This is a genomic window from Porticoccaceae bacterium LTM1, assembly GCA_030252795.1.
Taxonomy (GTDB): Bacteria; Pseudomonadota; Gammaproteobacteria; order Pseudomonadales; family Porticoccaceae; genus SCSIO-12696.
On record CP127080.1, the window covers coordinates 1,133,420 to 1,144,847 of the forward strand.

The 11,428-nt window shown below is 50.3% G+C and carries 11 protein-coding genes; 2 read left to right on the forward strand and 9 right to left on the reverse strand.

Annotation, left to right across the window (positions count from 1 at the left end; genetic code table 11):
• Positions 1 to 30: 30 nt before the first annotated feature.
• The 8 genes from doeA to QP938_05015 all read right to left on the reverse strand — a co-directional run bounded on the left by doeA (position 31) and on the right by QP938_05015 (position 8,663).
• Positions 31 to 1,254 carry an ectoine hydrolase gene (gene doeA, locus QP938_04980; GenBank protein ID WIO75266.1) on the reverse strand — a complete coding sequence of 408 codons (1,224 nt, stop codon included), beginning with the start codon at positions 1,252 to 1,254 and terminating at the stop codon, positions 31 to 33.
• Positions 1,251 to 2,528: an aspartate aminotransferase family protein gene (locus QP938_04985; protein WIO75267.1), complete on the reverse strand. Its 1,278-nt coding sequence runs from the start codon at positions 2,526 to 2,528 to the stop codon at positions 1,251 to 1,253. The genes doeA and QP938_04985 overlap by 4 nt, the downstream gene beginning before the upstream one ends.
• 111 nt (positions 2,529 to 2,639) lie before the next feature.
• Positions 2,640 to 3,809: a N(2)-acetyl-L-2,4-diaminobutanoate deacetylase DoeB2 gene (gene doeB2, locus QP938_04990; protein WIO75268.1), complete on the reverse strand. Its 1,170-nt coding sequence runs from the start codon at positions 3,807 to 3,809 to the stop codon at positions 2,640 to 2,642.
• A gap of 170 nt (positions 3,810 to 3,979) precedes the next feature.
• Complete coding sequence (locus QP938_04995; protein ID WIO75269.1) at positions 3,980 to 4,846, reverse strand: DMT family transporter; 867 nt, start codon at positions 4,844 to 4,846, stop codon at positions 3,980 to 3,982.
• Positions 4,847 to 4,878: 32 nt separating this feature from the next.
• Positions 4,879 to 6,015, reverse strand: a complete 1,137-nt coding sequence (gene dapE, locus QP938_05000; protein ID WIO75270.1) for a succinyl-diaminopimelate desuccinylase — start codon at positions 6,013 to 6,015, stop codon at positions 4,879 to 4,881.
• Positions 6,016 to 6,138: 123 nt separating this feature from the next.
• Positions 6,139 to 6,615 (reverse strand): Dps family protein, encoded by a 477-nt coding sequence (locus QP938_05005; protein WIO75271.1) that lies wholly within the window; start codon positions 6,613 to 6,615, stop codon positions 6,139 to 6,141.
• A 641-nt stretch (positions 6,616 to 7,256) separates the two neighbouring features.
• Entirely contained in the window at positions 7,257 to 8,291 is a 1,035-nt protein-coding gene (dapD, locus tag QP938_05010) for a 2,3,4,5-tetrahydropyridine-2,6-dicarboxylate N-succinyltransferase (GenBank protein WIO75272.1), read from the reverse strand.
• 27 nt (positions 8,292 to 8,318) lie between these two features.
• On the reverse strand, positions 8,319 to 8,663 hold the full coding sequence (locus tag QP938_05015) for an ArsC family reductase (GenBank protein ID WIO75273.1): 345 nt from the start codon (positions 8,661 to 8,663) through the stop codon (positions 8,319 to 8,321).
• 643 nt (positions 8,664 to 9,306) lie between these two features.
• Between QP938_05015 and QP938_05020 the strand changes: the two genes are divergently transcribed.
• Together QP938_05020 and QP938_05025 are read left to right on the forward strand one after the other, a co-directional pair.
• The gene (locus QP938_05020; protein ID WIO75274.1) at positions 9,307 to 9,834 is read left to right on the forward strand and encodes a histidine phosphatase family protein; all 528 of its coding nucleotides are present in this window, start codon (positions 9,307 to 9,309) and stop codon (positions 9,832 to 9,834) included.
• Between the two features lie 41 nt (positions 9,835 to 9,875).
• The gene (locus tag QP938_05025) at positions 9,876 to 10,763 is read left to right on the forward strand and encodes a CHAD domain-containing protein (GenBank protein WIO75275.1); all 888 of its coding nucleotides are present in this window, start codon (positions 9,876 to 9,878) and stop codon (positions 10,761 to 10,763) included.
• Between the two features lie 11 nt (positions 10,764 to 10,774).
• Here the strand turns inward: QP938_05025 and nth are convergent, their stop codons facing one another.
• Positions 10,775 to 11,428, reverse strand: a complete 654-nt coding sequence (nth, locus tag QP938_05030) for an endonuclease III (protein WIO75276.1) — start codon at positions 11,426 to 11,428, stop codon at positions 10,775 to 10,777.

Here is an 11,428-nt window from a genome sequence, read left to right on the forward strand (position 1 = left end):
TGGTTTCAGCAGATAATTTTTAACCCCCAGCTAAGAACTTTTACTGATGACTTTGGGGCACTCCAATTTGGTTGGTGCGTCGCTAACGCGCTCCGGTTTAACAAAAAAATCTTCGTCCATGGAAAAGAATGATTCACAGCCGCGCTCGCTGACTCGAATGGTGTCTGAGATTCCAACGGTTTTGTCGCCATCGACTCCCCACATCCAGGGAATAATGTGAAATGTCATGCCTTCCTCCAGCACTCGCGGTTCACCCTGTTTCAGGCTGATGATATAACCCTCATCCCAGCTTGGGGGAAAGGCAATGCCGATTGAATAACCCGAGCGGGTAATCAGGCGCGCGCCGACTTCGTTGTCGGTGATGATGTTGCGAATCAGATTGTCGATATCGGAGACAGTAACGCCGGGGCGAATCAATTTTTTGGCTTCAGCCAGCGCGTGCTTCATTCTCTCCTGAGCGGCGTACATACTGTCTGAGAGTTCGCCAAGCACCACTGTTCGCATCAATGCTGTGTGATAGCGGCGGAAACATCCGCCCACTTCAAGAAATACGTGTTCCCCGGATTGTACGGTTCGACCTTCCCAGGTGGCGTGCCCGATCATGGTGCGTGGCCCGGAAGTGACATAAGGCATTACTGCCGGAGGTTCGCCCCCAGCCGAAAACATCGCCTGAGAGATTGCCGCCCCGATCTCGTTTTCAGTAACACCAACCTGGCAGGCTTCAATGCCGGCTTTCATGCCAGCTTCTGTGGCTCTGGCCGCTTTTTTCATCACTTCAATTTCTACGGCAGATTTGCAAACTCGTCCTTCTTCCACAATGCCAAAGCAGTCCAACAGTTGGCCGTCGAGAAAGGTGGTGTGGATACTGTCCTGGTGATAGGCGGCAAAGTAGTAACTGTTTCGTTCGTAGCCGATATTTTTTCCGGACAGGCCAAACTCCCGCAGTGACTCCACCAACATCTGGATGGCATCACCGGTGTCGGGGTAAGGACGAGTATGTTCTACCCATGTACGGGCGTGGATGTTGGACTCCTCCATGTATCTGGTGATCATGAACGGCTCACTCTCCAGAGGTACCACCAGGCACTGGAAAAATGAGTAGCCTGTGGTTTGGTAGTCCGTCAGGTACATCAGGTTTTCCGGGTCGCTGATGATAACGGCATCGAGTAGTCGTTTGGCCATCCGCTCCCGCAGGGCATTCAGGCGGCGGACATATTCCTCGAAAGGGAAGGTCATATCATCGCGCTGTTTCATTCTGCCTCCAGAACGGTATCTATGGCTTTTGCGAGGATATTGAGTCCTTCACTAAGGTCTTCTTTGGAAATGGTGAGAGGTGGAATTAATTTAATAACCTGTCCGCCACTGCCACATGTGCCTACCAGCAGTCCCTGATTAAAGCTCTCCTGAAGTATTTTTTTGGCAATTGGCCCAGAGCCCAAATCAATGGCCTGCATCATGCCTTTGCCGCGCACCTGAAGCTTACGTTCACTGTGTTTTTCCACGCAGTGTTGCAGTTGCTCGTGCATGAGTTGACCTTTGCGCTGCGTATTCTGGTTAAGGTCGTCAGTATCGAAGTATTTGAGCGCCTCAGCCCCTGCTACAAATGAGATTCCCTGGCCTCGAAATGTGCCGGTGTGTTCACCGGGCCGCCAGTGTTTGTCGTGCTCTGGTTTGACCAGGTTCATCGCCAGTGGCGTGCCAAAGCCACCGATACCTTTTGCCAGGGTGATAATATCCGGATCCAGCTCCATACCGTCGAAGCTGAAGTAGCTGCCAGTACGTCCACAGCCGGCCTGGATATCATCGATAATAAACAGCGCTCCTAAATCGCGGGCAAGCTCCTGAACAGCGAGCAACCATTCTCGGCTGGCGACGTGAACACCGCCTTCGGCCTGAATGGTTTCAACCAGAAAGGCGGCGGGCTTTTCCAGTCCGCTGGAACTGTCATGGTACTGTTCGCGCAATTGCTGAATGGACTCGAGACCACATCCCAGATGGCAGCCCATGCAACGGGTTTCACAGCCAAAAGGTTGGCGCTGTACATTTTCAAGCGGTACACCGGCGGCATTTCGGAATACTTCGTTGGCGGTGCAAGCCAGTGCTCCAAGCGTCATGCCGTGAAATCCATGGGTGAAAGCCACGACTGTACGTCGCCCAGTGACTCGTCGAGCCAGCTTCAGTGCAGCCTCTACGGCATTGGTACCAGTAGGTCCCATAAACTGCATTTTGTAATTGAGGTTGCGAGGCTTGAGAATTGTATTGACAAACTTTGCAACAAAATCGCGCTTGGCAGTGGTGTAGGTATCCAGGCTGTGAGTAACGCCATCATTTTCGATAAATTCGATAACGGCTTTTTTCATGTGGGGGTTGTTGTGCCCAAAATTGAGTACACCGGCACCGGCGAAAAAATCGATGTAGGATTTCCCGTCCTCATCTGTTTGCCTGGCATTGGAGGCTGATTTAAAGACAGTCGGATAGAGTCTGCAGTAGCCGCGGATATCAGATTCCCACTGTTCAAATATATTCATATCGATTGCTCCTTTTTTGAAATTAAATTTCAAGCCAGTAGCTTAAAAACTAATGATGTTGGTGAATTTTTTATTTCTGGATAAATTTCGGGTTCACCATTTTTGACACGCTTACGGCAGTGGTGCTCCCACAAGCCGAGCGTAGATTCGGGTTACATGAGCAATTAACTCATCATTAAAGTCGTATTTAGCACTGTGGCAGGGTGGCGAATTTTGTGGGTCCCGGCTTGAGCCGATCAGTGCGAACGCCCCGGGGATCTCATTCAGGTAATAACTGAAATCCTCCGACGCCATGATTGGCAGCAGGGTAGTTGTGCTAATGGCATCGCTGCCAAACTCTTTCTGGAGAGCATTTCGATAGAGCTCTGCCTCAGCGCTGTGATTGAGCGTTGGCGGATAGCGGGGAGAAATTTCAACATCACAGTGAGTATTGTGTGCCGTGGCGACAGAGTGGCTGATCTCCTTAATCAACTGGATCAATTTATCCAGGTGAGTCGGATCTGCTATTCGATAGCTGCCAGAGAGCTTTGCCTTGTCGGGAACAATGGTGGGGCCACTGGGGGCGTCGAAACTGGTAATACTGACCACGGCGGCAGCTTGCGGGGGGAGACGTCGGCTGACAATTTGCTGTAGTGCCACAATAATCCCTGAAGCCGCCAGAACGGGATCGCAACATAATTCCGGCTGGCTGGAGTGGCCCCCCAGGCCATGAACAGTAATATCAATTAAGCCATTACCAGCCATAACAGCGCCTTCCGGGCAGACAGCTTGCCCAAAGGAAATTGCTGGCCAGTTGTGCCAGCCGAAGATGGCATCAATGCCCGCAAGGGCACCATCTTCAATCATTTTTTTTGCACCATAGCCACCTTCTTCGGCGGGCTGAAACAGCAGCGTCACTGGCCCCGGCAGGTTTTCTTCATGCAGTTTTAACCACTGTGCCGCGGCAAACAGTGTAGCGGTATGGCCATCGTGGCCACAGGCGTGCATACAGCCTGCTTCTTTTGACGTCCATTCAACACCACTCTCCTCAACAATTGGCAGGGCATCAATATCGCCACGCAGTGCAATGTGGCGTCCTTTAGCCTGACTGGCGATACGGGCAATCGTTCCAGTTTCTGCGCAGGCTTGCCATTCAATACCCAGCTGGCTCAGCCTTTGGCGAATCCTTGAGGCTGTTTGGTATTCAGACCATGTGAGTTCGGGATGGCGGTGTAATTCATGCCGGAAAGCTATGGCATCATTTATTAGACCCTTCCAGCTCTGTGCCAGTGTTTCGCTCAATTTACCCCTCCACCTTTCAGTGTTTAGTGCCTAGTACAAACCTAGTTTCTATATTGGGGTGCTTGCAAGTAATTGATCAGATGTTGTGAATTGGTATGGATTAGAGGATTCAATTAACAGGGTTTAGGGGGGATGGCGGGTGAGACGAAAATACGCCACCCGCAAGTGATTTATTTTCGTCTCAGGCCTATCCAGTTTCCGAAAAAGATTAACGAGACACCCGCTACTGCCGATATAGTCCATTGATAACCTTCGAATAATGTTGAGAGGCTTAACGCGACCACTGGAAAGAGCAGTGAAGAGTAGGCCGCACGCTCCGGTCCGATTCGCTTCAGCACGGTCAGATAGCAGCCAAATGCAATCACAGTTCCAAACAGACCCAGATAGAGCAGTGAACCTACGTATTCCATGGTCCATTCAAAAATAAACGGCTTGCCCATCCAGACTGCCAGCACCGCCATTGCGATGGTGCCATAGCTCATGCTCCAGAAATTGGTGGTGATGATGGGTATGTTGAACTTGCCATTGCGCGTGGCAGCGATATTGCCGAAAGATGCAACCAGCGGTGCGGCTACACAGAGCATCAATCCGTACAGTGAGGCATTTTGGTCAATTTTTTTCAGCTCGGGCCAATAAATCAGCCCGACACCAACGGCACCAATAAGCGCTCCCCAAACCACCATTCTGCTTACTGAATGTCGCAGGAACAGCCAGGCATTAAAAATATTAAAGAAAATAATGGTGGTAAAAATTACTGCCACGATACCGCTGGTGGTGAGTACTTCTGCACGGTAGACAAGCCAATAATTGAGGCCGTACAAGCAAATGCCTTGCAATGCCATAAAGGGGTGGTGCAAAAGCGGCGTTTTAAGAGACTTACGTTGCCATTTGCACCAGATAAACAGAATCAGTACCGCGAGGGCAAACCGATAGATCACGGAAACAAGCGGGTCTACGGTGCCCAGCTGAAAGGTGATCACCAAAAAGGTCGATCCCCAGATAAGCACCGTTGCAAGATACAAAAACCAGGTTGGCACTGATGTTTTCCTAGATGTTAGAGGAGCTGTTTTTAAAGGAATAGCTTTTCGAGAATCCGTCGGTAAATAGCGCTCAAGGTATTGAGGCTGTCCGCATCAACCTGCTCATCCACCTGGTGGATGGTGGCATTTACCGGACCGAGCTCAACAACCTGGGTGCCCAGCGGGGCAATAAAGCGGCCGTCGGAGGTGCCGCCCGCAGTGGAGAGTTCGGTTTCAATACCCGCAACATCACGAATACCGGCAACAGCGGCATCAACCAAAGGACCGCAATCTGTGAGGAACGGCTGACCGCTGAGATTCCATTCCAGATCATAGTTCAATTGGTGGCGGTTCAGGATCTCTTCTGTACGCTGCTGCAATTGTTCGGCGGTAACTTCAGTGGAAAAACGGAAATTAAATATCACTTCCACGCTGCCGGGTATTACGTTGGTCGCGCCAGTGCCGCCGTTGATGTTGCTGATCTGAAAGCTGGTGGCAGGGAAGAAGTCATTGCCGTTGTCCCAATGCTCGGCTGACAGTTCAGCAAGTGCCGGGGCAGCTTTGTGGATCGGGTTGTCGGCCAGATGCGGGTATGCGACGTGGCCTTGAATACCTTTCACAATTAGTTTGCCGCCGAGGGAGCCGCGACGTCCGTTTTTAATCACGTCGCCAACGGTGCTGGTGCTTGAGGGTTCGCCGACAAGGCACATCTCGGGGATGATATTTTGTTGCTTTAGCCATTCCACGACTTTTACGGTGCCGTTAATGGCGATGCCTTCTTCATCGCTGGTAATCAGGAATGCGATGCGGCCATTATGTTTGGGATGTTCAGCAATAAAGTCTTCACAGGCGGTAATCATCGCCGCCAGCGATCCTTTCATATCCGCTGCACCGCGGCCGTGCAAAATACCGTCGATAATCGCCGGTTGGTACGGTGGGTTTTGCCACTGTTGTTCCGGCCCGCTGGGGACAACGTCGGTGTGGCCGGCAAAGCAGAGAATGGGGCCATCGCCTTCGGTGATCGCCCAGAAGTTATCTACGTCGTCAAACCGCAGGTGAGTCACCTGGAAACCGATTTTTTCCAATCGCTCCACCATCAATTCTTGGCAGCCGGCGTCTTCTGGCGTTACTGAGCGGCGTTCAATGAGTTCGCAGGCTAGTTTCAGGGTGGGAGTGAGATCGGTCATGGTATTCAGGTCGCTTTATTCATTAAGTCGTTATTTTACTGAACGGGCGAAAAAAAGCCCGAAAAATATCGGGCTAAGGTTGTTGCTTGGGAAGTAATAAACACTTCCCGGGGACAATTAAGGTTACAACAGTGAGCGCAGCAGCCAGGCGTTTTTCTCGTGCAGGCGCATGCGGTCACCCAGCAGGGCAGCGGTAGATTCATCGTTGGCTTCTTGTGCGACGGTAATCACAACGCGACAGCTGCGTACAACGGCTTCATTAGCTTCGGCAAGGTGTCGAACCATATCAAATGCGGCCGGGATTCCATCAATTTCCTGAATGCTGCTCAGGGCTACGTATTGTTTGTAGGTACCTGGGGCCGGGTAGCCGAGGGTGCGAATTCTCTCGGCAATTTCGTCAACTGCAGTAGCCAGCTCGGTGTACTGCTCTTCAAAAAGCAGGTGCAGGTCACGGAAGTGGGGTCCTGTCACATTCCAGTGAAAGTTGTGGGTCATCAGGTAGAGGGTGTAGCTATCGGCCAGCACTTTGCTGACACCATTGGCGATCTGTTCACGTGCGGCGTTATCGATCCCGATATTTACCTGCTGTTCAATAGGCATTTTTCTAGCTCCTTGGTTTTTGCCAATAGTGTTGAATAGTGTAGAAGAGGAGCTGAGGAACGTGAAATTGATAAGATTTGTTGGGTCGATAGAAAATTAAAATAAGCTGATTGAATATCGAAGGTGACATTCTCTTGTTTTGATTAGCAGGCCCGCTCTTTCCCTGGCCTGACAGGCCACTCCTCATAATACTGACAAATCGTAGCGACCTGTCAGGCCAGGGTAAGAGCTACTTTGAGGGCTGGTAGCCCGTATAAAGTGTTAACGAAATACGGGAGCGATATACCGCGCTACGTGGTTGGTGCTGTCATTCTGAGCGAAGGGAGGGCGACAATCTTGGTCTAGTGACATTGGGTGACTATTCACTTTATTTGGTTGTGCGAATAGTGGACCCGCTATTTCCCTTGCCTGACAGGCTACTCCTCATAATACTGACAAATCGTCGCATCCTGTCAGGCAAGGGAAATAGCTACTTTGAGGTCTGGTAGACCGTATGGGTACTAACGAATTACCGGGGGGGCTTACTCGTTACTTTGGGAAAGTGTGTCATCCTGAGCGCAGCGAAGGATCTCAATTAACTTGTAGCAGTGAGATCTTTCGCTGCGCTCAGGATGACAGGTACTGGAAGGGTTGGCTGACTGTTAATTATTGCTGTGCAACTCGTCGTTCAGCTCAATGGCGGTGCGATTGGTCAGACACTCGGTAGCACCAGTCAGTGAGTTACGACGGAACAGCAGGTCATTTTTACCAGCCAGGTCACGAGCTTTGGCTTCACCAATTATCTCGCGGTTGTCATCAAGCATAACTATTTTGGTGCCGGCGGTAATGTACAGGCCGGCTTCAACGGTGCATCGATCACCAAGGGGAATACCGATACCGGCATTGGCACCCAGCAGAGACTCTTTTCCGACGCTGATAACAATGTTACCGCCGCCAGAGAGTGTGCCCATGGTGGAGCAGCCGCCACCGAGGTCTGAGCCAGCACCTACAAATACACCAGCGGAGATTCGACCTTCGATCATGTTTGGGCCTTCGGTGCCGGCATTAAAGTTGATAAAGCCTTCGTGCATTACCGTTGTGCCTTCACCTACGTAAGCACCCAAACGCACTCGTGATGTGTCGGCGATACGTACTCCGGCGGGAACTACGTAATCGGTCATTTTCGGGAATTTATCGACGCACTCTACGGTGAGGGTCTTGCCATTCAGGCGGGCCTGCAATTGGCGCTGTTCCAGTTCACGTAAGTCAATCGCACCTTCGTTGGTCCAGGCAACGTTTGGCAATACGCCAAATACACCGCTCAAATCGGTGCCATGAGGCTTAACCAGGCGGTGGGACAGCAGGTGCAGTTTCAGGTAACCCTCGGCAACTGTTTGCGGAGCGCTATCGGATTCCAGTGCGACAACTACCAGAGGGCGGATGCTGTCGATCAGGCTTTCGGCGAGGTCAGCCTGGCTGTTTTCGCCTGCCTCGCGCAGTGCCGTAGCCAGTGCTTTCAACTCTGTTGAATCCACGGCGATGGATTGATTGCCGCCCTGGTAATTGAGGGTGGCTTCCAGAGCTGAGGAAATAGATTCAGACGCGTTAAGTACTGGGCTAGCAAAGAATACTTCCAGCCATTCACCATTGCTGTTACGTGTGCCGACACCGATGCCGAAACTATAGAGAGTTGTCATTTCTAAATGATCCTGAAGTCTTAATGATTAACCGAACAGAGAACTGTACTGTTCGGCTTTAAAGCCAACCAGAAGTTCACCTTGAGCTTCCAGCACGGGCCGTTTGATAAGGGTTGGGTGCTCTAGTATGGCTGCGATAGCAGAGTTTTGATCGATCTGTTCACGAACTGTACTGTCGAGTTGCTTCCAGGTCGTGCTGCGTTTGTTCAGTAATACTTCCCAGCCTACTTGTTTGGTCCACATCTCAACTTGTTCTTTGGTCAGGCCGTCGTCGCGGAAGTCGTGAAAGTGGGCTTCAATACCATTTTGGTCAAGCCATTTGCGGGCCTTTTTGACGGTATCGCAATTTTTAATGCCGTAAATAGTCGTCACTGGGGAGCTGCTCCGTGTCGATCTGCGTAAGGCGCGGTAGGATAGCAAAATCAACCAGCATTTACACAGGTAGCCTACGATAAGCCGTAATTTTTGGTTAATTCGGTAATAAATCTGTTTAAAACCTGTCAAGTTGGCAATTTGTTTTGTCATTTTGATTGTTTGGGGGCTGCATAAAGCACAATCGGGGGCGAAATTGTTCTGATTTCTGCGTTAGATACAAAAAAATCTCTTGAAAAATTCCAAAAAGACATCTCTTGCGAAACTACTTTAAGTTCTTTGTCCACAGTTGATTTGATGTTTTCAAGTGGTTTATTTGAATATCTCCTAAGTTATTGATTTTACCTTTGAAGATTCGTAACTAATTGAAAAATATGAAAAAAATATTTGGCTGAAAAGTAGGCATTTTGCTGGGGGGCTACGAAATTAAAGGCGTCGGAGCAGTTTTTAAAATGTAATGCACAAAGTTATCCACAGAAATGGTGGATAACTATTTTGTCTGTAGGGGGGCAATGGGAGATTTTTGTCGGAAGAGAGGGGCTGTCTGAGAGACAGGTGGTCATGCTGCTGTCATAGAGTCTAGGCTAGCATAGCGGGCATGGGCCCCGGTACATCTATGAAACTTGGCAGGGAGTAGTTGGCAATGAAAGAGCTTTTACTGATACGTCATGCCAAATCGAGTTGGAAAGACGAGAGTCTGCCTGATATCGAACGGCCGCTCAATAAGCGTGGTTTTGCCAATGCGCCAATGATGGGTGAGCGTTTGCGTGAATCTGGGGTGGAGATTGATCGTTTTTACGCCAGCCCGGCATTGCGGTCACGAACAACCGCCGAGATGATTGTGGAGCAGCTTGATGACCGGCGACTCACAATTGAGGTTATATCAAGTCTATATACCTTTAACTACGAAGAGCTGCTTTGTTGGGTGCGCAGCCTTGATGATAGCCTGCAGCGTGTAGCCATGGTTTGTCACAATCCGGCGGTAACCGATTTGACCAACTTCCTGGCGCTTACCCACATTGGAAATATTCCCACGTGCGGTATTGTCACCCTGGGAATGAAAGTAAACAGCTGGCGAGATGCCGGTGCCGGTATGGCTGTTCTGGAAGAATACGACTACCCAAAGCGGGATAGGGACAATCTCGAACCGTGTCTTGTAAGTGGTGAATAGTAGTCGGGCCATATAAATGAGTCTGAAAATACAAAACTCAAATGTCCCAAACTATTAAAGTTGACGAAATTATAAATAAAACATTAACCCACGCCCTGGCCGAACAGGTGGCTTCAGCGGTTGAGCAGTTGATGTCTGTCGATCGTGCTCAGCATCTCGGTATTCACGAAGCGCGCATAGCACTGAAGCGTCTACGTGCATTGTTGCAGTTACTGCGTCCAATCAATAAGCGTCAATACAAGCGTCAGAATCGTGTAGTTCGTGAGTTGGCTTGGGAGTTGGCGCCATCCCGAGATGTTCAGGCGATTGCGGAAACACTCGACAAACTATGCCAAGACGACCCTTCGCTCGCGGATAATGAAGGAATGATTGCTGCCGCGGAGTTGATCGAGCGAATGCTGGCTGAGTTGTGCTCTTCCCCTAAGCTCACTGATGAGTTGCCAAGGATTTGCCATCATGTGGCCAGGCAGTTGAGCAATCAGGAAAAAGCTCTTGAAATTGCCATGGACGAGATTCAGGGCCCTGAGCAGCTGCTTACCGGGATGCGCTCAACTTACAAACAGTGCTACAAGCGGTTTAAACGCTGTTCGGAAAATGGTGCAAGTGATGAAATGCACAGTTGGCGGAAGCATGTGAAGTATCACTTATACCAGCTGCAGATGATTTCAGGGCTGATTGATTGTGATATAACGGATCGTATTCAATCCCTCAAAGAGCTCTCAATTGTGCTGGGTGATGATCACGATTGTGTGGTGCTGACCGCATGGTTGAGGCGCCACTTTGAGCAGCGACATCTTCCGACTCAATTGATTGTGGCTTCGGCCAAGCGGAGCCGCCAGCTTCGCCAGCGGGCCAGGGTGCTTGGCCTGAGACTGTTTTCATCGCGCCCGAAACTATTTCTCGAAGAGTTACCTTTCAGTTCGGGTTAAATCAATAAGCGTCAGGGTTTTTGGATCTTTTTCGGTTTCTTGCGGTTGGGATAACAGGTTTTGCAGATTTCGCATACGGTGCCATCACAGCCTCTCGCGGTGCAAAATTCCCGTCCGTAAAAAATTATCTGCAAGTGAAGGGCGTTCCAGCTTGCCTCTGGAAATAATCGTTTCAAATCTTTTTCGGTTTGAACGACATTCTTGCCGTTGGTCAGCCCCCAGCGTTGTGCCAGTCGATGGATGTGGGTATCCACCGGGAATGCCGGAACGTCAAACGCCTGTGCCATGACTACGCTGGCAGTTTTGTGGCCGACGCCCGGCAGTTTTTCCAGCTCGTCCATGTCGGCAGGAACTTCGCCTTGATATTTCTCCACCAGAATTTCTGAAAGTTTCGAAATGGCTTTGGATTTTTGCGGGGCCAGTCCACAGGGGCGAATCACTTCGTAAATTTTCTCAACGGGTACATTCGCCATATCGTGAGGGTTGTCTGCGAGGGCAAAGAGGTGCGGCGTCACCTGGTTTACTCGCTCGTCAGTACACTGGGCAGAGAGTAGTACTGCTACCAGTAAGGTGTAGGCATCCGTATGGTCCAGCGGCACAGGCTGTTCAGGATAAAGCTCATCCAGTTTGCGGTGGATAAAGTCTACGCGTTCCTTTTTTAGCAC

Excerpts from the sequence above, each read along its gene's own strand:
- doeA (WIO75266.1), bottom strand. The coding sequence starts at position 1,254 with ATGAAACAGCGCGATGATATGACCTTCCCTTTCGAGGAATATGTCCGC.
- QP938_04985 (WIO75267.1), bottom strand. The coding sequence starts at position 2,528 with ATGAATATATTTGAACAGTGGGAATCTGATATCCGCGGCTACTGCAGA.
- dapE (WIO75270.1), bottom strand. The coding sequence starts at position 6,015 with ATGACCGATCTCACTCCCACCCTGAAACTAGCCTGCGAACTCATTGAA.
- QP938_05005 (WIO75271.1), bottom strand. The coding sequence starts at position 6,615 with ATGCCTATTGAACAGCAGGTAAATATCGGGATCGATAACGCCGCACGT.
- dapD (WIO75272.1), bottom strand. The coding sequence starts at position 8,291 with ATGACAACTCTCTATAGTTTCGGCATCGGTGTCGGCACACGTAACAGC.
- QP938_05020 (WIO75274.1), top strand. The coding sequence starts at position 9,307 with ATGAAAGAGCTTTTACTGATACGTCATGCCAAATCGAGTTGGAAAGAC.
- QP938_05025 (WIO75275.1), top strand. The coding sequence starts at position 9,876 with ATGTCCCAAACTATTAAAGTTGACGAAATTATAAATAAAACATTAACC.